Genomic DNA, 21,591 nt, shown 5'->3' on the forward strand with positions numbered 1-21,591 from the left:
TCATGGGTAATCAGGTTGTCTTTTCAGCCTCAGATCTAACGTTCTCTATTGCTGATAAACTCATCTCTTTTGATAAAATCTCTACAAGATCTTTGTGGGTTCTCAGCTTGCCAGAAATATATAGTTTATGATTTCTCAGCAACCACTCTGACGATATAACACCAGACTTTCTTAAACGTTTCAACACCTCTGACAAGTAAAATTCCACATTGTCATTAAATCGCCAAGCAGTCACAAGTTCTAATGGTAATCCTTTGTTAGATTCCTGAACAACAAAATAACCTCGGATCATTCTACCGGTTACGGGGCATTTAATCGAACCCTCGTATTTTATTCTTTCTGATTTACAATCAATATTAACTGTGAATGCATTTGATATTTCGATTGTTGTATCAATGTCACATTTAAAACCAAATCGCAACGGAAATGAATCAAGGTTGCAATGTCCATTTTTAGTAACAAGCACCCGTAAGGTGTTATTTTTCATTACAAAGCTCACTATTAAAAATATATGGGAAAGGTAAATCTGGTAAATCTGGGACACCCACCTTTTTGTGTGAGGCGTAACGCCACCAAATCTCACGCTACCGCCCGTGGATTACAGCCTCCAATATGCTCCCTTGACCTGCGCTGGCAGCAACCCATCGCAGTTCAACAGGTTCTGGCTGGCCATGGTAAGCCAAACGAAACTGCCGAAGCGAGCCTTTAAGTGACTCAATTATCAAAAATTAATCATTTTTTGAGCTTGATCAGCAAATGGAACTGGAAGGCGGCTTTATAGCCATATCCCGCTTTGACAAGCAGGGAAGGGGAGTGAATTGGGGCGACCAGCAGGTCGCCCCTTGTGATTGCCATATCCGGCGTGTTTGGGGTTAGCCGTTATAGCCGTAGCAGCGCTTGAGCTCCTCGAAGTCGTAGTAGTGGCTGCCGCTTTGGTAGGGCTGACAGCCCGTTTTAAAGGCGATCTCCTTTTCGTTGTAGAGCATCTTGACCAGCACCTGCCGCTGCCCGTTCTGGTAGATATCCCACTGGATATTGGCGGTATAGGGGGAGACCCAGCCGCCGCGCCACTCGTTGTTCTGCTGGCTGAACAGCTGATCCGGGCTGGCCCCCTGACGGCTCCCTTCCAGCTTCATCAGGGCGGCGAGGGGGATAATGGCTTCGGCGTGGGCAAAGCGCAGGGTGGCCCGTCGGCTCTGCTCGCCCTCCACTACCTGACGCTGCACCTCGCCAAACAGGCCGTCGAGCAGCGGCTGGGCAATGGCGTAGGGGGCGCTCTGGTTGGCAAAGCTCGGCCCCTTCTCGTAGAAATCTTCCGCATCGGAGAGGTAGGAGAACCAGGCCGACTCCTCCGGGGTCAGGAACTGCTCCAGCGCCCAGGGTTCGCTGCCCTGTGCCTGCGCTTCGCGGATCATGCCGGGGCCGATGATAAAGAGGTTGTAGAGCATCAGGGCGGCATCCACTTCGTCGCGCACATAGGTCATGCCGCCATCTTCCGGGTTGACGGCGACAAACTCGACGCCGCCCGCCAGATAGTCGACAAAGCCCTTGCTGTAGATACGCTCCAGCATGCTGCGGGCCATCTCTTTGGTCTTGCTCAGGTTTTTAAGCTGATCCAGCGCCCTGGCCAGCTCGGGGGCCGGGGCGATTGCGGCATCCTCGTCGCCGATAAAGCGCTGGTAGCTCTCATAGGCGGGCAGGTAGCGGGCGTAATCCCCCTCGGGCGTGGTCTTGTGGAAGTAGAGCTCGAACTTGTTGACCAGCTTTTTGTCGATCTTCGAGGGGTCATCCTGCGTGAGGTAGCACTGCGCCGAGTCGCTGACATAGCTCACGTTGCGCTTGAGGCTCTCCATAAAGTAGAAGGCGCTTTCGTTGGCCCTGTCCTTGCCCGAGGTGACCACCTTGATGCAGTGGGGCTCGCTGCTGTTGAGCAGGGTCGGCAGCCGCGCCGCCAGCCGGGTGGCGAGATTGGCGTGTTCCTCCTTGCCCAGCGCCGAGAGCAGGCCATAGCCCAGTTTCTGGTTGGCGGCCGTCACCAGATCGACCTTGCCTCCCAGCCCCTGCCCGAGGGTAGTGAGCGCCCCCTGACGCTGCGCCTCTTCCCATACCAGCTTGGTCAGCACGTCATATTTCGGGCTGGAGAGGGAGCGCGAGCCGTGGCGCGCCACCATCTCGGTAAAGACCGGGCTGAACCCCTGGGGCGCTGGCTCGTAGCTCTCTGCCTGCTGCTGCGGGCTGTAGACCGCTTTGGTGCTGTATTGATAGGCGGTTTTGTCCTGGTTGTCGGCAGACGATTTGTTCTCTGACTGGCAGCCGCCAAGCAAGACCAGCGAGACGGCCAAAGCCACATAAGAAGAGCGCGGGAAAGTCATGATGTTCCTTATCTATCAATATGAAAAATAAGTGAAAAACTCTATGGCTTGAAAATGACCGCGGGATGTCAGCCAGATGACAGAGAGATGACTTCTGATAAAAAAGTGAGCAAGGGGACAGACGTGGGAATACGCACATGCCCATCAGGGAGCGCTTCTGTGATCTTGGCCTGCCTGATCGATGGGCATGGGATCCGTCCATGACGTGTTTGGCAGGAGCAATCAGATGGCAATAAAAACGCGATCCCGCAGGGAGCAGGTGGGCAGCAATGAAAATAACAAGGGCAACCGGTTGGTCGCCCTTGTGTGATAGGGGGAAGCGCGGAGCTCTGCCTGTGGATGTGACGGTTACTGCAAATCCGTGCTCAGGCTGGGGGCTCCGAAGTTCACCAGAGTGGCATGGGAGTGCTCGAAGTACTGTGACCAGAAGTCACCGAGTGAATCCATGGTTTTGCCGGAACGATAGGCATGTTTAACCGCGTCGGTAACCAGCCCGGCGCCCGTGACGTAGACGCGAGCGCCTTGCAGATCGGCAAACAGCCCCTTGCTCTTGGCCTGCTTGAGTTCGTCGCCGACATTGAGCTGCTTGATCTTGTTGGTGGCATAGAAGCTGGTGTAATCGGAGTGTTCCAGCATGTCTGAAAGTAGGAACACGACGCGGTCGTTGACGCCTTGCTCGGCCTTCATATCTTCGCCAACCTTTCGCAGCGAATTCATGATCTCGCTCTTGGGGATGTCTTGGCGGGCATCACGCAGCGCTTTGACAAACTGTTTGCCAAAGCCGTTACGAAATACCTTGCTCTGCGTTGTCAGGCAGGTGTCCAGACCGCGCAATTTGCGCATGCTGACATCGTCCCGGACTTCCCCTTCCAGCGGCATATCCAGTTGCCCCGCGTAAGTCAGGCGAAGGTATTCGCCAGGCAAGAAGGCGGAGAAGGTATAGAGCTTGACGCGATCACCGGCCTGGACGAACCGTTCGATCTGCCCCCAACTGCTCCGTTGCAGGTCTTCAGGCATCGGAATGGTCTGGTCGATGATGACTACCAGCTCGCGGCCGGTGCCCGCCGGTTTGATGTCGGTCAGACCATTGCGCTCATAGCAGCTCTGTATATCGTTACGCTCGGCCGCCAACGCTGCACAAGGCAGCGTCAACGCCAGTAGTAATATCTGGGTGATCTTCACGATTAGGCTCTCTGCTTGGCGGGAAAGAGGCCCAGGGTCTTGAGGGCCATCTGTTGCTCACGGATATCACGCAACTGCTCTTCATCTACCCCGAGTGCGCGGCTGGCCGCGGCCAGGCTCTCTTCGGGCAGGCCAGTGACATCATGGAAATCAGTGGCCTTGACGATAGATCCGGCTTGGTTGGGGACATCTGTGGTAGATAGGGCCTTCGTTTCTGCTTGAGCAACTGCAGGTTGTACGGCAGGTGCCGCTTCGGCTTGCGCTGCCGGAGTTGCCTGAGGGGCTGCCTTGGACGGTACAGTGCTCGGTTTTTCAATAAAGGCCAGGAAGTTACGACGGGCAGATTTCTCCCCTTCTAGCGCACCTAGCACAGCAGAGTTGGTATGGTCACGGCTCGACAACAGGGTCTGCAAACGGCGGAGTTTGTCATCGGCATGGCTGGCAATGGCTGTGCGTTGCTGGTCCATCGCGTCCAGCATCTCCTCGGCAGTCGCGTACTCGTGAGTCAGACGCCAGGCTGTTTTGGAATGGGTGCCCGCAAAATGGTATTTGCTGGCAAGCCAGATGCTGATCCCCTGGATGGCGATGTAGATGAGCGACAGCATGACGTAGGTGGTCAGGCTGGCCTCACGGATTGCCTGCATCTTGTCTTCGATGGTGGCCTCTTCCGCCTCGTTGTTGATGGCTTGAGACTCTTCCGGCAGATCAAATGGCGAACTCATACTGCTGTCATGCTGCGCCGTTGTTTCTGCACGCATGTTGTTGACCATCTCGGTCTCGATGCTGTCGAGGGTCGCGGAGCGTACCACGAAGGCGCCAACAGCCATGCAGACAACAAACGAAGCACAGACAATCAGCCAGACAAACTTGCGGCTAACATTGGAATTCACATCCTTCAGGCGTGCCAGCAGTTGTTCATAGTCAGGTTTGTCAGAATCCGAGAAGGAGTCTTCCAGATTGATGGCCTTGTTTGCCTTGAGGGTACGAGAGCGTTTGGATGGCTCTTCCCCTTGCCACCAGTGGCGCGCACGGGCTATCAGACTGTTGTGATGCAGGGAGTGCCCGGCAACTTCCGCTAGAAATGCGGATGCGACGGCAAGCAATAGCGCTGTCGCGGCCGCCAGCAGGTGACGGTCATTGGTTGATGCGTCCATGTTCATCCAACCTGCGAGCACGTAGGCAAACCCCATTGCCTCGACCAGTACCAGCACCAGCACCAAGGCCAGAACCCACGCAGGACGCGGGGAGCGACCAGCCTCTCCTGCCTTGGCCAGGTAGTCGAGGGATGCGTTGTAGGCATCGGTTCCTTTTAAATGCTTCTTGTATTCGCGGTAATACACATTGGACAGGGTCACTTCATGGTTGATCCAGCCATCCCCATCGACCGAGGCTGGTTTGCGCGCGAGGCGAGCCACGGTCCCGATGAGAGGGAGGCTGTGCCATACCCGGATCAGGAAGTAGGAGACATTCTCCCAATGCCGCCATACCACAACGGCACTGATGAGGAATGAAACAAGGCCAACGGTCAGCATCTGGTTGGCGAGGATCAGCGCTTTGAGCGCTGCCAAAGAAAAGTCTTCCACTAAGTTTCTCCGTTTTCTTATTTGGAATGGGTGGCGGGAATGGGCTTGTAGGAGGCAACATAAGCCTCGGGACCTGCCGGATAGAACAGGGCTCCTTGGCTTACCTCGGCGTTGCCTTTGCTGAACACGAGATCCATGCAGGACACCGATGCCTTGGGATCGCTGGTGAAGACGCGGTAAAGCACTTCACTTTCTCCCTCATAGGTGTTGGCTACCGCCTTGAGGGTCTGAGGCTTCTTCTGATTCGAAGATTTGTAACCCTGAACCACCTGCAGGATCGGTTGACGATCGACCTTGGCGTTGTCACGCAAGATGGAAACTGGAGAGACTGTCACTAGGTGGCCGTTGACGGTATTGGCCCAGACGCGATTGTTATAGCCGGGCATGTACTCCTTGGTGGCATGGCGTGGGAGAGGTTTGTCGTCCGCCATGCTCAGTACCTGGCCAGCACTGCGGGGCTTATCTGCCTCACAGCTCGACATCGGCATGTCGCTTGCGTATGCGCTGCTAATCAGTGCAAAACCGCTCGCTTTGGGCTTGATGTTCTGAGCCATGTTCCATTGATAGGTGTCAGCAGGCTTGCCGCCGAAGTCCACTGCTGCCTTGGCGTCGGGAGCGGCCTTGGCCATGCTGGTGTCTGGGGCGCTTTGCTTGGCTGTGGTTTGACGAGGAGCTGTTTGCGACGTGGCCGTCACCTTGCTTGAACCGCTTGCGGACTGAGCCGCAGGTCTGGTCGCCGCCACACGAGGTTTGATGGTCTCGGAAGTCCCATAACGCAGATATCGGGTATTGCTCTCTTCGGATTGGGCTCGCATGACCAAGGCCTGTTCGTTTGCCAGTTCTACAATTTCGACCCGGCGATTCTGGCCGCGAAGCAAGGGATCACTGTTGTCTGCGATAGGGCGAGAAGAACCAGCACCTTGATAATAAATGGAAGAGGCCGGGATACCCGATGCGACCAGGACCTTGCCGACGGCTCTTGCACGTTGCTCTGACAGTCGCAGATTGAGTTCTGTAGGGCCGGTGGCGTCACTGTGGCCGACGAGGAGAATGCGGCGCGCATTCGAGGCGTCAGCGGCGGCGGGTTTGGAATAGAGCTGGGCCAGTTTTGTGACCACTCGCAGACCGCTTTCTGTCAATTGATCAGAGCCAACTGCAAACATGCCGGAATCGGGTATCTGAGCTACCAGTCCTGCATCCTGTGGCACTCCCGTAACTGCTGCTGGCTCGGCAACGGTCAGTTTCTCGGTGGCAATGTTGAGATTTTCTTCCTTGGCTATCCGGTCCAGCTCTTGTAGCCGGGACTGCCACATATAGCCTGCAGCACAGCCTAGTGCTCCCCCGATGGCGCCCCCTGCGACAGCACCTTTCTTCCCGTTGAGCGCGTAACCTGCAGCTCCACCGGCTATAATGCCAGCCCCACAAAGAACCGGCATACCGTAATCTTTGCCAATGTCATTGACAGTAGATTTGAAATTCTGCATCTGCTGAGAACTGCAACCAACAGCCACGATCAGCACACCGCTGATAGACGCAAGACGAAACGATTTATCCATAGCTATTCCTTGCCATTTTTATTTAATCGCGAGATTGAGACATACCAATAAAACCGGCATCAAAGCTTCTTCGGGGGCGGTAAAATATCGACAGCTATTGGCTTTGGACGCATTAGCGCTGGCTGCTTTTGATTATCAGCGCCAAATGCACTAATTCACTTCAATTGCTGTGTCTTATATGACCTGATTGTCAGAAGAAGCAATATCTATGCGTTTTCATAGGTATCGAGTGGCTATGATAAGCCAAACGAAGCTGTTCAGGCGAGCGCAAAAGTGATGTAACCATCAGAAAAGCTTCGTCTTTTAAAATATGTTATCAAATTGTTTTTTATTGGTGGCGGGGAGGGCGCGTTACTCTCATGTCGTTTGTGAGAGGGGATCGCTCTTCGGGCCATGTTGGTTCGAGATACCGGAAATCTGGGACACCTACCGGAAATCTGGGGAAATCTGGGACACCCACCTTTTTGCCCACCTTTTTGACAGTGGCGTAGTGCTGTTCTTGACTTGAGAGGTCACCTTTGAGGGATGTGCCATGACCATTGCCCGTTCACGTCAAATCAGCTTGCAGGATACGCCTTACTACCATGTGGTCAGCCGCTGTGTGCGGCGAGCCTTTCTGTGTGGTGACGATGCCCATTCAGGCCAGAGTTACGAGCATCGGCGTCAGTGGGTGGTCGACAAGTTGGGGCAACTATCGCGGCTGTTTGCAATCGGTATTTGTGCTTATGCGGTGATGAGCAATCACTATCATCTGGTGCTAAAGGTGGAGCCCGATACCGCAGCCAACTGGAGTGAGCGGGAGGTGGCTGAGCGCTGGGCTGCGCTTTTCCAGTGGCCGCTGTTGGTTAGGCGTTGGTATCAAGGGGAGATGTTGATCGAGCCTGAACTGGCTGTTGTGCAGCAATTGCTGGCCCAATGGCGGGAGCGGCTTCACTCCATCAGCTGGTTTATTCGGCTACTCAATGAAAATCTGGCCCGTCAGGCCAATCAGGAAGATGGTTGCAAGGGCCATTTCTGGGAGGGCCGCTTCAAGAGCCAGGCGTTGCTCACCGAATCAGCCTTGTTGGCCTGTATGGCGTATGTTGACCTCAACCCGATACGAGCCGCGTTGACCGATCGGCCAGAGCAGAGTGACTACACCAGTATCAAACAGCGCCTTGATAAGCCTGCTACTACTGAGGTTTTGCCACCACTTTTGCTGCCTTTTGCCAGCCAGGGGAAGCCTGAAGAATTACCCTATGCCTTAACCGACTACCTGATGCTGGTTGATTGGACAGGCCGTGCTATTCGGCCCGACAAGCGGGGTCATATTCCGGCCCAACTTGGACCAATTCTGGAACGATTGGGTCTTGATGGTGTTCGCTGGTTGAAACAGGTGACGCTGTTCAGGCGACAAGGGATCAGAGTGGTGGGAGACAGAGATCAATGCCAGCAGTTTGCCCGCCACTGTGGCCAGCGGCGCTGCCATCAGCCACGGCTTTGATTGCTTCGCGTCCACCCTGCCGATAGCTCCGGGTATTGCACACAGTTCAATGAATGGCTGTGCAGGGGCTGCTGCTTTCTAAACCTGAAAATCGCTCTCACTAGCTGACTTTTGCAGGCATCAGTTCAGATGCAACACCCTTATGGTGCCTGCAACTGCTCGATAGTGGCTTGTTCCAAAAGGAGGGTGTCTCAATTTGCCCCAACCAAAAGGAGGGTGTCCCAATTTGAGCTGTTATACCTATTGATGTATTACGGTGGAAGAGCGCTCTTCTGCCTACACTTGGCTGTGGTTCATATGCGGCCCAACCCGCTGACGACCGCCACACCACGCAGCAGATGGTCAAGCAACACAAAGGAGAGAGCAGATGAAAGGGATAGGCTCACTGATAACGGCCCTGATCGGCGGATTGATGGCGGCCCCGCTGTGGGCGGCCAGCCTGAACTATCAGGTTGCCGGTGGCGAATTTGAAGGTTATGTGACCAAGGGGCGGGCAGGGGGGCCGATTATTCTGTTGATCCACGATTGGGATGGTTTGACGGATTATGAGATCACCCGCAGTGCCATGTTGGGCAAGTTGGGTTACAACGTTTTTGCGGTCGATCTGTTTGGCAAGGGGGTGCGCCCTGCCACGGTCGAGGCTAGGCGCGCGGCGACCGGAGCGCTTTATCAGGATCGTGGGCGGATGCGGCAACTGCTCGAAGGGGGGCTTGTTGCTACGCGGCAAGCGCTGGGGCAGGGGCCGGTGGTGCTGCTGGGTTACTGTTTTGGTGGGGCGGCCGCGCTTGAAATGGTTCGCAGCGGTAGCCCGCTTGCCGGGGCGGTGAGTGTGCATGGTGGCTTGGCCACCCCCGAGGGGCAGGATTACAGCAAGACCGATGCCGCCTTGCTGATCCAGCACGGTTCGGCAGATGCCTCGGTCTCGCTGCAGGAGTTTGCTACCCTCGCTGAGCAGTTGGAGCAAGCGGGCGTGCGCCATGAGATGACCACCTACAGTGGCGCGCCCCACGCCTTTAGCGTGTTTGGCAGTGAGCGTTATCATCAGCAGGCGGATACCAAATCCTGGCAGCGCTTGATCAGCTGGCTGGCGGAGGTGACGGGCCCGGCACGCTGATCGTGCTGCATCGAGCGCGCTGACCTGAGCGTTATGTTGGGCAGCCGTAGGCGCGTTCTCTCTTTTTCATCCCTTATCATCAATGGGGATGTGCTGGCTGCGCCAGCAACGCCTGCGATGGTGGGGTATGCCATCGGTACCCGGTGTGGTACGGGGCCAAAAACGACCAATGGGTTAGCACCGTGATGATGCTAACCCATTGTTTTTAATATTTTATGTGATGAGGTGATGCTTCGTGCGAAGCCTTTTGATAGGGTTTTTAAAAAGCCCCGAGAGCAGGTGCTTTCGGGGAAAACCCTTGTACGGGATATCTGCCTGTTTGATTGCAGAGACAAGCTGTCACCAGCCAGCGCGATAACGGCAGGCTGGATCTGCGGGGAAAATCCTGCAATGGTGCGGGCAGTTATCCGCTTGTCCCGTGATCGAGTGAAAAGGAGTTGAGATGCGCATTGCCCTGGTTGGTCTTGGCGATATCGCCCAGAAAGCCTATCTGCCGCTCTTGGCGAGCGACGAGCGGATCACCCCGCTGTTCTGCACCCGCAATCCATCGGTGCTGGAGAAGCTGGCCCGCCAGTATCGGGTCGCAGAGTGCTTTACCGATGTGGCGGCCATGCTGGCCAGCCGTCCCGATGCCGTGATGATCCACGCCGCCACCGCGGTGCACCGCGAGCTTGCCGAGCAGTGCCTGTGCGCGGGTATCCCCACCTTTGTCGACAAGCCCCTGTGCGACAATCTGGCCGAGGCAGAAGTGCTGGCCAACCTCGCCATCGCGCAGGATTGTGCGCTGTTTGTCGGCTTTAACCGCCGCTATCTGCCCGCCATGCTCGAGGCCCGTGCCCAGCCGCTCACCGAGCTTAACTGGCAAAAACACCGCTTCGCTCTGCCCGGCAAGGCGCGGGATTTTATGTTCGACGACTTTATCCATGTGCTCGACAGCCTCTGCTTCTATGGCGGCGTGCCGCAGGGGGATCTCCATGCAGTCTTGCGCCCCGATGCGCAGGATAACAGCTTGCTGGCCGGGGTGAGTGTCAGCTGGCAGAGCGGCGATCGCGCCATCAGCGGCAGCATGAACCGCAGCGCCGGGATCACCGAGGAGCGCATCGATGCTTACGGCGACAATCTCTCCCTGCACCTTGAGAACTGCACCCGCGGCATCATGGCCCGCGACAAGCAGGCGCAGATGCTGGCTCCCAACGACTGGCAGCCGGTGCTGGCCCAGCGCGGCTTTGCCGCCATGCTGGCGCACTGGTACCAGCAGATTGAAATCGGCAAAGCGGATAGCGAGCTGATCGCCTCCTACCTGCACGGTCATCGGCTGGCGGAGCAGTTGGTGGCGCAGGCTGACAAGCGAGGATAAGGCTGGCCGAGTCAGTGCAAGAGATATGAATGGAAGGTGCGCGAAGATAGCGCATCAAAAACAACGGGGGCCGCAGTTGCGGCCCCCGTTTTTATGGGATCAGATGCACTTCACCGGCTTGGGCAGGCCGCCAATCTTGGTCGCCTGCTTGGCGGGCCCTTCCGGGAACAGCTTGTAGAGATAGCGACTGTTGCCCTTCTCGGGGCCATACTGCTTCTCCATCGCCTTGACCAGCGCGCGGATGGCGGGGGAGGTGTTGAACTCCAGATAGAAGGCGCGCACAAAGCGCACCACTTCCCAGTGCGGCTCCTCCAGCACGATCCCCTCCTGCGCAGCCAACACCCGCGCCAGCTCCTCGCTCCAGTCGTTGCTGTTGAGCAGGTAGCCCTTGGCATCGGTCTCGATGAGTTGGCCGTTGAATTCCAGCTGATGTTGTTCGGACGCAGACATGGGGGCTCCTCGCTAATGGGGCTATCAGGATTGGGCGGGCATGGTAGCGCCTTGATCCCCGGTGAGCAACCGGCTCTCGTTGGCCAGATGCAGCAGCTGATCCGCCAGCTCGCTGATCAGGTTGAGCTGCTGGGTCAGCATCAGCTGCTCCTCGCTGCTATCCGGGCTGCTGTCCGTGCAAAGAATGGGACACTGACCACCGATGGAGCTGGAGGGGGCGCCCGCCAAGTGACCGGCGGCCTGCTCCAGAGTGTGGCAGATGTGGTGGCGCACTTCATCCAGCCCGCTGATGGCCTCCAGCTTGTCGCGATGGGCCCCCAGCGCCGAGATGTAGGAGAGCAGGGCGTGGTTGCGCCAGGTGAGGGTAAAGCAGAGATCGAGGAAGCTGCGACGCTTTTGCGGCTCAACCAGCATGCTCTGCCAGGCGGTGGCCAGTTCGCTGTCCGCCAGATGGGCGCTCTTGCGCGCCACCCGGTAGTCGATGGATTCATCCCGCTGCTGCTTGAGGCTCGCCAGCACCGCCGAGAGGTAGCGGGCGTTGGCCGACAGCGAATTGGCGATCAGGGTCGGCAGGCGCTTGTATTGCCAGTCCGGCCAGAGCCAGGCCACCAGCCCGTAGGAGAGCAGACAGCCGAGCAGGGTGTCGAGCAGCCGTGGTCCCAGGATCGCAAAGCCGATGCCATCGAGCAGGTTGAATGCCATCAGCACGTAGAGGGTGATAAAGCAGACCGCAGCGCTGTAGTTATTACGCAACTGGGTGAAGAAGAGGAAGGCTGCCAGCCCCATCACCACCAGCTGGGCGTGCAACTCGGGGAAGAGCCAGAGCACCGGAATACCCACCAGAATACCTGCGAAGGTGCCGAGCATCCGCTGCACCAGCCGGCGCCGGGTGGCGCTGTAGCTGGGCTGGCAGACAAACAGCAGGGTCAGCAAAATCCAGTAGCCCTTTTCCATGTCAAAAGCTTGCAGTATGCCGTAGCCAATCACCAGCCCGAGCGACAAACGCAGCGCGTGGCGAAACACCATGGAGTGCAAGGTGAGGTGCTGCTTGAGCTGGGCCAGCAGCGGCAGGCGGGGCGGCTTGGCCAGCGCGGGCAGCTCCTGCTCTGGCTGTTCGGGGTTTTGCAGCACTTCAGCGCTGCCCAGCAGCAGGTTGATGCTGGCCAGGTTGCGGCGCAGGAACTTCATCGGTGTCAGCAGGGTTTTCGGGTAGTGCTGCTTGAGGTGGGTGAACTCCAGCTGATCGCCAAGGGCCTCCAGCGTCCAGTGAATACGCTTGTTATGGGCATAGGGCTTGTGGACCAGAATGGCGTAACCCAACCGTTGGCACGCCTCGGAGAGTTGCAGGAGCACCTCCTGAAATCCTTCCAGTACGATGCCCTGTTTTAGCTCCGCTTCCAGCCGGCTGTAGGGGTAGTGGCTGGAGGTGGCCCGCTCGTGAATTTCCAGCGCCAGCAGGTAGAGACGCAGCAGGCTGGCGAGCTCCGGGCTTGCCGGATGGCGGCGGCTCAGGCGCGCATTGAGGGCCGACTTGGTGAGGTTGAGGGCGCTTACTAGGTTGATGTTGAGCTGGGCCAGATTGTGGCGAATGGCCTGGGCGCCGTGCTCGTCCGCCGGGAAGAAGCGGGATTTTTCCAGCAGGTAGCGGCTAAGGGCGAAGTAGCTCTGGGCCAACTGCTCGTGCAGCGTCTTGTAGGGTAGCAGCCAGAGCCAGAGCAGCGACACCAGCCCGTACCAGAGGGCGCCGGCGCCGAGGGCCAGCGGTTGGTAGAAGAGGCTCGGCGCATGGGCGGCTCCCAGCATGGTGTAGATGGCGATCAGCAGGGTGCCAAAGCTGATGGTAGCGTAGCGGGCACCGAGCGCCCCCACCATCACGAAGATAAAGGTGGAGCTCGCCAGTCCGATGGCAAACAGCCAGGGAGTGGGGTAGAGGTACTGCACGCACAATGAGGCAAACAGGAAGCAGAGCAGGGTCATCCCCAAATTTTTCACCCGGCCCCACAGGCTGTCGTCGGTTTCGGCGATGGCCCCCGCCACTACCCCGAGGGAGAGCAGCACTGTGAGCTGGATGTCGCCGGTCGCCAGGGTGAAGGCGAGCAGACCGAGAATGGCCAGCAACACCTTGAGGGCGAAGTAGATGTGACTATCGGTCAGCAGTCGGCGCAGCAGGCCAGAGAGATCCATCGGCATGAGACAGGTGAAACCCTTGATCGAAACGAGAGCGGGATAGTAACCCGCCAAGCGCGAAGTGGCCCTGATCCAAATCAGGGCCACTTCGCTTCATATCCTTGATTTACCACTTATCCTGACAAAAATCGGCGCCAATAAAAACCCCGCCGAAGCGGGGTGTTTGATTAGTTGCGGTTGCCGCCAAGCAGGCTCAGCAAGCTCAGGAAGATGTTGTAGATGGAGACATACAGGGTGACGGTGGCGGAGATGTAGTTGGTCTCGCCCCCGCGCACGATCTGCTGGGTAGTCAGCAGGATGGCGCCGGAGGAGAACAGCATGAACATGGCGGACAGGGCCAGGCTCAGGGCGCTCATCTGCAGGAAGATGTTGGCAACCATGGCCACCAGCAGTACCCAGAAACCGACGAACAGCATGCCGCCGATGAAAGAGAGGTCACGCTTGGTAGTCAGGGCATAGGCCGACAGACCGAAGAAGGTCAGCGCGGTGCCGCCCAGGGCGGTCATCACGATCTCGCCACCACCATTGTTCATGTACATGTTGATGATGGGGCCCAGGCTATAGCCCAGCAGACCGGTCAGGGCGAAGGTGAAGACCAGCCCCATACCGTTGTTGCGATTCTTCTCGGTCAGGAACATCAGACCGTAGACACCGATCAGGAACACGGCCCAGTGCAGGGGCGGCATGTTCATCACGGTTGCGACCCCCGCCACCACGGCAGAGAAGCCCAGAGTGAGGGAGAGCAGCATATAGGTGTTACGCAGCACCTTGTTGGTATCGCGTACGGCACTTTGGGTGCCAGTGTAGATAGAACGGGTATCCATCTTGGGTGTCCTCTTGATGTCCGGGTGAGACGGCGAGCAGCCGCCTCGTGATCGCTGTTTGTTACTGCATGTTTACGCATTGTATGTAGAACAAATAGGGATGACGAGGAACAATTTCAAGCCACCTGCCATTTTGCTCCCGCACACTATCCCACAGGAAATATGTATTGCATATGAACAAGGGCTTAGCGTAGTATGCACTCCGTTCGGAGGGGTGGCAGAGCGGCTGAATGCACCGGTCTTGAAAACCGGCGATGGGCGACCATCCGTGGGTTCAAATCCCACCTCCTCCGCCATATTCAAAGAGAAAGCCCAAGCGGTCACCCGCTTGGGCTTTTTTGTATCTGCGGTTCTTCCGGTCTACCTGATGGCGTTTTGGCTATTGCCACTCCCGATAGCTGGCGAGGCGGTAGCCGCGCTCGGCGATAAGGGCGGGCAGGGACGGGTCGGTCAGGATCGCCAGTTCGTTGAGGCGGGGCTGGCAGTAGGAGCTGCCCTGCATCTCCAGATCGATAAAGGAGGGGTGGCACATGATCTCGAGCGAATTGGCTCCCTGTTCACTGGCCTCATCGAGCAGTTGCAGCAGGCTGTTTTGGGTCAGCTGCGCGCCGTAGAAGCGGTCGTAGAACCGATCGCAGCTTTGCGGGTGGTTGACGGTCAGGCCGTGGCGGGCTATTTCGCCCCGGTCGATGCGAAGGGGCAGTCCATGTGCCTTGGCGAAAGCCTCCACCAGCGGGTAGATAGTCGGCAACATATGAACATGGTGGTGGCTGTCGATATGGGTTGGCTGCTTGCCGAAGATCGCGACAAAGCGCTGATACTGACTCGCCAGCTCGCCGGATATCTCCGCCAGATCCAGCTCTCCCGCCTCGCTCTTGTGCCAGATCCCCTTGTTGAGCTCGCCCTGTTCGTTCACCAGCGAGGGGAGCGGTGTGAGCGGTTTGCCCCAGCTGAGCATAAAGTGCAGCCCGACTGGCAGATCGGGGAAGCGTTTGGCCAGCCAGGCGGCGTGCTCGATGGCGGGGGAGGTGACAATGGCAGTGGTGGAGCTGACGACCCCGTGCTCGAACGCCTCTACGATGCCGTAGTTCTGGGCGCGGCAGAGGCCGAAGTCGTCGGCGTTGATGATCAATCTCTTGCTCATGAGGGTTCCCTTGCGGTTAAGCGCCCCGCCGGTTCGGGCGGGGCGTGCTGGCCTCAGGCGAGGGCGTCGATGGCGGCGGCGAAGTGGGGCAGGTGTTCGCGGTGGGCCAGCAGCAGCTCGCGGGCGACGATGCGGGCATCGTTGTCGGAGTGGATCAGCGGGTTGAGGTTCATCGCCAGCAGCAGGTCATCGAAGTCACCGCTGATGGCGGCCTTGGCGGCGGCGATCTCGAAGCTCTTGATGAGGTGCACCAACCCGTTCACCTTGTCGTCAAAGCGGGTGAGGCGCGGGTGGGGGATGGCGCCATCACGCCCGATCAGGCAGCTCATCTCTACCGTCCAGTCGGCCGGGATATTGGTGACATGACCCTGATGGGGCACGATGACGTAGTGCTCGCTCTGCTTGTCGTTGTAGATGGCGCTGATCACCTCGCAGGCCGCATCGGAGTAGTAGGCGCCGCCACGCAGCTCCAGCTCCTTGGGCTTTTCGCACAGCTCGGGGTTCTGGTAGAGCTCGAACAGCTTCTTCTCGACCTGCTGCACCACTTGAGCCCGGGCGCCGCCCTTGTAGAACTCGCCCATCTCGATCCCCAGCATCTCTTTCTCCTTGAAGTAGTAACGCAGGTAGGAGCAGGGGAGCAGGCGCAGGCCGCGGATAAAACCGGGGTCGAACGGCAGGTCGAAGATGTTTTTGACCGAGCTGGCGCGGGTCAGGCTGCCATCGGCGACCCCTTCCAGCAGCTCGTCAAAGCGGGATTCGCCGTTGACCAGCACATCGCCGATAAAGACCAGATGGTTGAGGCCGAACAAGTCCATGGAGAGGTGATCATGTTCGGTCAGTTTGAGGGCGTCGCGCACAAACATCTGCATGCCGACCGGAATGTTGCACACCCCGATAAAGCGGCGGAAGTGGGTATGACGGCGCACCGCTTCGGTCACCATGCCGGCCGGATTGGTGAAGTTAATCAGCCAGGCATCCGGGCAAAGCTCTTCGACGTCGCGGATGATGTCGAAGATGACCGGAATGGTGCGTAGCCCTTTAAACAGGCCGCCTGCACCGTTGGTCTCCTGCCCCAGCATGCCGTGGCTCAAGGGAATGCGCTCATCCTTCTCTCGTGCCTGCAGCTGGCCGACCCGCAGCTGGGTGGTGACGAAGTGGGCACCCACCAGTGCCTCGCGGCGATCCAGCGTCTTGTGCAGGATCATGGGGATGCCGGCCTGGCGGATCATCCGCTGGCAGAGGTCGAAGATGATGTTCAGTTTCTCTTCGCCAGCGGGAATATCCACCAGCCACAGCTCGCTGATGGGCAGCTCGGCATACCGCTTGATGAAACCATCGACCAGCTCGGGGGTATAGCTGCTGCCGCCGCCTATGGTGACTACCTTGATTTTCTCGCTCATAAATCCCTCTTCATCGATCTTTCTAGGTTTGATGGTGGCCGCTCTGTCTTCATGGTGAGAGAGGCCGCAGCCGCCTGTGGCAGGGGCTGGTCACAATGGATGGGTTCTCTTGAACCGGGTTGTTTAGGTCAGCAACTCGCTGGTCTCAGGCTGAACTTTCGAATTTCGGATAGAGATATTTGCGGTAACTGCCCGGGGTAAACGAGGTGAGCTTCTTGAAGTTTTTGATAAAGAGGCTGACGTCGTTGTAGCCGGTCTCGAAGGCGATATCGGCCACCGAGTTGTTGGTCACCTCCAGCTGCATCTTGGCGTAGTTGATCCGGATCTCGTTGATGATCTGCATCGGCGTCTTGTTGTAGTAACGCCGGGTGGCCCGGGTCAGATACTCCTGGCTCTTGCCACAGAGGGAGACCATGTTGGCCAGCGCATCTTCGGCAAAGAGGGGGCGATCGTGCATCCGCTCCACGGTATCGTGGAGCCAGAGCGGGAGATCGTCGCTGGCGGAGGTGTCCTTGTAGTGACGCAGCCGGTTCATCACCGCGTAGGTCACCACTTCGAGAAATTCGGTCAGTGCCTCTTCCCTAAAGCCCGGCGAGACCAGTACCGACTCGATGTAGCTGAGGAACTCGCTCTTGAGCGCATAGGCCTGTGAGGCGACGAAGTGTTCCGGCAGCAGGTATTTGAAGTGCTCGTCGAAATAGGTGCGGCTGATCCCGACGTTGAAGATGCGGGTGGTGCCGAACTCGTAGAAGCTCTGGTGGCGGGAACCGATAGGGATAAACACCAGATCTCCCCGCTCCAGCAGTACCCGCTTGCCGTTGACCTCCTGATAGTAACGACCGGTCAGGACCAGGGTGAACTCGTAATAGTCGTGCTGGTGCAAACCGGTTCCGCTCACCTGCTTGTTGTAGATGAACATTTGGAATGGTTTGTTGTTAAACAGTTCGGTTTCCCGGATTGTTTTAACGCTCATGAGTCACCTCCTGATCTGCTGGCCGATGGCGGGGCCTCTCGCCCCGTCCCGAGGTTACTTGTTCTGCAGCTTTTCGTGCAGCTCGATCAGCTCGCTGATCAGCTCACGGGCCAGCATGGAGGTCATCAGGTGATCCTGGGCATGGACCAGCACCAGAGTGACCGGGATCTTGCCCTCACCCTGATCGTCCTCGATTAGCTGGGTCTGCACCAGATGGGCGGCGTTAAGCGCCTCGCGGGATTGGGCCATCAGCTGGTGAGCGGCGGCCAGATCCCCCTCCTTGGCTTTTTTAAGGGCGGTGTAGGCGAGACTGCGGGCCTGCCCTGAGTTGATGATGAGCCCCATTACCACCTCTTCCAGATCGTTGCAGGTGGCGGCCTCTTCAGTGATGTTGTCCAGATCGAACATGTGTCGTTCCTTACGTGAATGCGTTGATTGAAACCGTTAATTAAAACCATGGTTGCGCGCTACCTCGGCAAACCAGTAGCCACTCTTCTTGATGGTGCGCTGCTGGCTCTCCAGATCGAGGCGAACGAAGCCATAACGGTTCTTGTAGGCGTTGAGCCACGACCAGTTGTCGATAAAGGTCCACAGGTGATAGCCGCGACAGGCACTGCCCTCTTCCAGTGCGCGATGCAGCCACTCGAGGTGCTCGCGAATGAACTGGATGCGGTAGTCATCCTCCACCCGTCCCTCGGGGCCGATGAAGCGCTCCTCTCCTTCGACACCCATGCCATTTTCCGAGATGTAGCAGGGCAGGTTACCGTAGTTGACTCGCAACTCGGTGAGGATGTCGTAAATTCCCTGCTCGTAAATCTCCCAGCCCCGGTGGGGGTTCATCTTGCGGCCCGGCATCTCGTAGTAGTCGAACAGATCTTCCGGCGTGCGTGGAACGCCCTGCCACGCCACCTCTTTGGCCTTGACCCGGCGCGGCTGGTAGTAGTTGATGCCGAGGATATCCACCTTGCCGGCGGCGAGCAGCGCCTTGTCACCCTCTTCGATCTGCGGCAGCAAGTCGTACTGCTCTAGCAGCGCGACCAGCTCGGGGTCATAGCTCCCCTTCAGGGCCGGATCGAGGAAGCTCTTGTTGAGCAGCAGATCCGCGATGCGGGAGGCGGCGAGATCAGTCGGATCCTGCGAGCGGGGATAGGTCGGACTCAAATTGAGGATGATGCCGATTTCGCCATCATGCTGGCAGGCGCGATAGGCCTGCACGGCACCGGCATGGGCAAGTGCGGTGTGGTAGGCGACGGTGGCCGCCCTACCAAAATCCACCACGCAGGGGTAGTGGTAGTGGCCAAGGTAGCCGCACTCGACCGGCACGATCGGTTCGTTGAAGGTGAACCAGTGCTTGATACGACCGCCAAACAGGTCGAAGCAGCGGGTCGCGTAGCGCACATAGGCGGCGACCACTTCACGGCTCTCCCAGCCGCCGCGCTCCTGCATGCACATCGGCATGTCGAAGTGGTAGAGGTTGATCAGGGGAGTAATCCCCTCGGCCAGCAGCCGGTCAAAGACGGCGTTGTAGAAGTTGACCGCCTCCTGGTTGATTTCGCCCACCCCGTCCGGGATCAGCCGTGACCACGAGATGGAGGTACGGAAGCTATTATGCCCCAACTGCTTGAGCAGTTTGATGTCGCTTTCGAAGTTGTCATAGAAGGTGGAGGTGTCGGTCGGGCCGACCCCGTTGTGGAAACGCTGCGGTTCGATGGAGAACCAGTAGTCAAAAATATTGGCGGATTTGCCGCCGCGGTTGGCGGCACCTTCCATCTGCGGGGCCGAGCTGGCGCTGCCCCACCAGAAGTTATCCGGAAAACGATACTGCATGGGTTACTTCTCCAGGCTGGTGGGGGAGGAGTTTTGCTCCTCCCTTGTTGTCAATTGAATGGCGGTCATCAGAACTTCAGGGCCAGAGCGATATCCTCTTCGCTCTCCTCTTCTTCCTCGATCACCTCTTGCGCCTTGTTGGCAATCAGTACGAAGGGGATATACATCAAGGTGGCGACCCCCAGGTTGAATATCGCCAGACAGAAGGCGGCCACGCTGCCGTTGGTGTTGAAGAAGGCCCCCAGGCCGGTAGGCATGGTCCATGGCGCAATGTTGGTGATGGGGGGAATGATCCCAGCGTAGTAGGCCGCCATGGTGATCCCCATCAGCACCGGGTGAACCAGGATGAAGGGCACCAGCAGGATGGGGTTCATGATGACCGGCAAGCCGAACAGGATGGGCTCGTTGATCTGGAACATGCCGGAGGGCAGGCCCAGCTTGGCGACCTGACGGTAGTCATCACGACGGGAGACCATGAAGATGGCGATGATGAGGCCCAACGTGGCACCGGTACCGCCAAGGAACACGAAGGAGTCGGTGATCGGCTTGGCCCAGAAGTGGAACTCCTTGCCTGCCGCGATGGCCGCTTCGACCGAACCGTACTGGTTGTAGAGGGCGACGTTCTCGAGGGCGAAGGGGAACAGTACGCCGGACTCCAGCGCGGTGAGCGCCAGCATGCCGTGTACCCCGAAGAACCACAGGAAGGAGGAGAAGATCACGTAGACCCAGCCCACCAGACCACCCATGTTGGCCAGCGGCGTGGAGATGCTGTCCATGATCATCTGGTGGAAGTTGGTGCCGGTGTTGTTCAGCAGGTAGGAGAGTACCCCCATGATGGAGAGGATGATAAAGCCCGGGATGAGCGCCGAGAAGGAGCGGGAGACCGAGGCCGGGACGCTGTCGGGCAGGGTGATCACCCAGTTGCGACGGACGATGAAGGCAAACATCTCTGCGACGGCGATACCGATCAGCATGCCGGAGATGATGTTGGCGCCACCGAGCCAGTTGGCCCCGACCGCATAGGCATCGCCGACGCTGAACGGGGTGACCGTCATGAAGGCGGCCACCGAGAGCAGGCCAGAGGCCAGCGGGTCGGCTTTGCGCTCTTCGGCCAGCGCCAGACCAATAAAGAAGGGGGCCATCAGGGACATGATCCCCAGGGTGCCGTTGTAGACGTTGCCGCCGATGCTCTTGAGGCCGTCCAGGGTGGCGATGGTGGCGGGATCGATCCGCACGCCGATGGAGTAAAAGAAGGATCCTTCGCCAAAGCTCAAAAAGACGTTGTTGATGAGCACGAACATGGCCCCCACCAGCGTCAGGGGCATCAGCTTGATAAAACCGTTTTTGATGGCGTTGACATGAGGCTGTTTGCCCAGCTTGACGGCAATGGGCAGTATGACCTTCTCCAACGATGCGATGATGTTGCTCACAGTGATCTCCTTACTGCGCGATGCTCTTCTTGATGGAGGCTACCGCCGCTTTCAGTACGCCGAGACCATCGACCTTGCCGTAGAGCAGGGTATCGATCACCTCGACCGGCTTGCCCGGCAGTTGCTGCTGGATCTCCGGCAGCATGTAGGCAATTTGCGGGCCCAGCAGCACCAGATCAGCATCCTGTCCCTTCTCGCCAGCCAGGGTCTCCGGATAGGCATCGATCAGCACCGGCACATCATATTTTTCCGCCTGCGCCTTCATCTTTGAAACCAGCAGTGAAGTGGACATCCCGGCAGAGCAAAACAGGTAGATACGCTTCTTTTCCATAACCCTTCCCTCAACGCTTGAAAACCGAATGAACAGATGAACAGATCAGTCGAGATGGTTGCCTGTCGCACTACAAAGACAAATCAATCATCTCCAATTGACCTGATTGTATCTAGCCTCGGGTTCCATCTGGTATTTCGATATTCATATCAATTGTCTTTGGTTGACCTATTGTTTTACCATCGCTCACAATTTTGATGGGCAGGCACAGAGGGAATGAGGCGGAATGGCGCGTAATGAGGACTTTAATTCTTGTTTAGTCGTTATTTTTCAGCTGGTTATATTCGCTCTCTTGTGATTGGCTACAATCTGGCTGGAAAAAATCAATAACGAGTGGCAGCTCACATTTAACAAGCAATGTAACCTGGTTGATATTCA

18 protein-coding genes and 1 tRNA gene are annotated in these 21,591 nt (G+C 57.7%); 4 read left to right on the plus strand and 15 right to left on the minus strand.

The window, feature by feature from the left end; all coding sequences use genetic code 11:
- Window positions 1-10 precede the first annotated feature (10 nt).
- The 5 genes from BN1125_RS18790 to BN1125_RS00645 all read right to left on the minus strand — a co-directional run bounded on the left by BN1125_RS18790 (window position 11) and on the right by BN1125_RS00645 (window position 6,693).
- A complete protein-coding gene (locus BN1125_RS18790) occupies window positions 11-487 on the minus strand; it encodes a hypothetical protein (RefSeq protein ID WP_156993000.1) in 477 nt (158 codons plus the stop codon).
- A gap of 385 nt (window positions 488-872) precedes the next feature.
- The gene (locus tag BN1125_RS00630; protein WP_042009842.1) at window positions 873-2,372 is read right to left on the minus strand and encodes a histidine-type phosphatase; all 1,500 of its coding nucleotides are present in this window, start codon (window positions 2,370-2,372) and stop codon (window positions 873-875) included.
- Window positions 2,373-2,720: 348 nt separating this feature from the next.
- Window positions 2,721-3,554 carry a hypothetical protein gene (locus BN1125_RS00635; RefSeq protein WP_042009845.1) on the minus strand — a complete coding sequence of 278 codons (834 nt, stop codon included), beginning with the start codon at window positions 3,552-3,554 and terminating at the stop codon, window positions 2,721-2,723.
- A 2-nt stretch (window positions 3,555-3,556) separates the two neighbouring features.
- Entirely contained in the window at window positions 3,557-5,137 is a 1,581-nt protein-coding gene (locus BN1125_RS00640; RefSeq protein WP_042009847.1) for a hypothetical protein, read from the minus strand.
- A gap of 17 nt (window positions 5,138-5,154) precedes the next feature.
- Window positions 5,155-6,693: an OmpA family protein gene (locus BN1125_RS00645; protein WP_042009848.1), complete on the minus strand. Its 1,539-nt coding sequence runs from the start codon at window positions 6,691-6,693 to the stop codon at window positions 5,155-5,157.
- A 532-nt stretch (window positions 6,694-7,225) separates the two neighbouring features.
- Between BN1125_RS00645 and BN1125_RS00650 the strand changes: the two genes are divergently transcribed.
- From BN1125_RS00650 to BN1125_RS00660, 3 genes are all read left to right on the plus strand, one after another.
- Window positions 7,226-8,176 carry a transposase gene (locus tag BN1125_RS00650; RefSeq protein WP_042009849.1) on the plus strand — a complete coding sequence of 317 codons (951 nt, stop codon included), beginning with the start codon at window positions 7,226-7,228 and terminating at the stop codon, window positions 8,174-8,176.
- A gap of 367 nt (window positions 8,177-8,543) precedes the next feature.
- Window positions 8,544-9,290 carry a dienelactone hydrolase family protein gene (locus tag BN1125_RS00655; protein ID WP_042009851.1) on the plus strand — a complete coding sequence of 249 codons (747 nt, stop codon included), beginning with the start codon at window positions 8,544-8,546 and terminating at the stop codon, window positions 9,288-9,290.
- A 442-nt stretch (window positions 9,291-9,732) separates the two neighbouring features.
- Window positions 9,733-10,647, plus strand: coding sequence for a Gfo/Idh/MocA family protein (locus BN1125_RS00660; RefSeq protein ID WP_042009852.1), 915 nt, complete (start codon window positions 9,733-9,735; stop codon window positions 10,645-10,647).
- A gap of 99 nt (window positions 10,648-10,746) precedes the next feature.
- Here the strand turns inward: BN1125_RS00660 and BN1125_RS00665 are convergent, their stop codons facing one another.
- The 3 genes from BN1125_RS00665 to BN1125_RS00675 all read right to left on the minus strand — a co-directional run bounded on the left by BN1125_RS00665 (window position 10,747) and on the right by BN1125_RS00675 (window position 14,108).
- Window positions 10,747-11,097: a TusE/DsrC/DsvC family sulfur relay protein gene (locus BN1125_RS00665; RefSeq protein WP_042009853.1), complete on the minus strand. Its 351-nt coding sequence runs from the start codon at window positions 11,095-11,097 to the stop codon at window positions 10,747-10,749.
- Between the two features lie 24 nt (window positions 11,098-11,121).
- Complete coding sequence (yccS, locus tag BN1125_RS00670; RefSeq protein ID WP_042009990.1) at window positions 11,122-13,287, minus strand: YccS family putative transporter; 2,166 nt, start codon at window positions 13,285-13,287, stop codon at window positions 11,122-11,124.
- A gap of 164 nt (window positions 13,288-13,451) precedes the next feature.
- Window positions 13,452-14,108, minus strand: coding sequence for a Bax inhibitor-1/YccA family protein (locus tag BN1125_RS00675; protein ID WP_042009855.1), 657 nt, complete (start codon window positions 14,106-14,108; stop codon window positions 13,452-13,454).
- 208 nt (window positions 14,109-14,316) lie between these two features.
- On the opposite strand from BN1125_RS00675, the gene BN1125_RS00680 reads away from it, so the two are divergent.
- A tRNA-Ser gene (locus BN1125_RS00680) sits at window positions 14,317-14,404 on the plus strand.
- A gap of 83 nt (window positions 14,405-14,487) precedes the next feature.
- Here BN1125_RS00680 and chbG read toward each other — a convergent pair.
- The 7 genes from chbG to BN1125_RS00715 all read right to left on the minus strand — a co-directional run bounded on the left by chbG (window position 14,488) and on the right by BN1125_RS00715 (window position 21,213).
- A complete protein-coding gene (gene chbG, locus BN1125_RS00685; protein WP_042009858.1) occupies window positions 14,488-15,252 on the minus strand; it encodes a chitin disaccharide deacetylase in 765 nt (254 codons plus the stop codon).
- 53 nt (window positions 15,253-15,305) lie between these two features.
- Window positions 15,306-16,652, minus strand: a complete 1,347-nt coding sequence (locus tag BN1125_RS00690) for a 6-phospho-beta-glucosidase (RefSeq protein WP_042009859.1) — start codon at window positions 16,650-16,652, stop codon at window positions 15,306-15,308.
- 145 nt (window positions 16,653-16,797) lie between these two features.
- Complete coding sequence (chbR, locus tag BN1125_RS00695; protein WP_042009862.1) at window positions 16,798-17,625, minus strand: transcriptional regulator ChbR; 828 nt, start codon at window positions 17,623-17,625, stop codon at window positions 16,798-16,800.
- A 54-nt stretch (window positions 17,626-17,679) separates the two neighbouring features.
- Window positions 17,680-18,033 carry a PTS N,N'-diacetylchitobiose transporter subunit IIA gene (chbA, locus tag BN1125_RS00700; protein ID WP_042009863.1) on the minus strand — a complete coding sequence of 118 codons (354 nt, stop codon included), beginning with the start codon at window positions 18,031-18,033 and terminating at the stop codon, window positions 17,680-17,682.
- A 36-nt stretch (window positions 18,034-18,069) separates the two neighbouring features.
- On the minus strand, window positions 18,070-19,452 hold the full coding sequence (locus BN1125_RS00705) for a glycoside hydrolase family 1 protein (RefSeq protein ID WP_042009865.1): 1,383 nt from the start codon (window positions 19,450-19,452) through the stop codon (window positions 18,070-18,072).
- A gap of 68 nt (window positions 19,453-19,520) precedes the next feature.
- Complete coding sequence (gene chbC / locus BN1125_RS00710; RefSeq protein ID WP_042009867.1) at window positions 19,521-20,882, minus strand: PTS N,N'-diacetylchitobiose transporter subunit IIC; 1,362 nt, start codon at window positions 20,880-20,882, stop codon at window positions 19,521-19,523.
- Window positions 20,883-20,892: 10 nt separating this feature from the next.
- On the minus strand, window positions 20,893-21,213 hold the full coding sequence (locus tag BN1125_RS00715) for a PTS sugar transporter subunit IIB (protein ID WP_042009869.1): 321 nt from the start codon (window positions 21,211-21,213) through the stop codon (window positions 20,893-20,895).
- Window positions 21,214-21,591 lie beyond the last annotated feature (378 nt).

The sequence above is a fragment of the Aeromonas fluvialis genome (assembly GCF_000819885.1).
GTDB lineage: Bacteria > Pseudomonadota > Gammaproteobacteria > Enterobacterales > Aeromonadaceae > Aeromonas > Aeromonas fluvialis.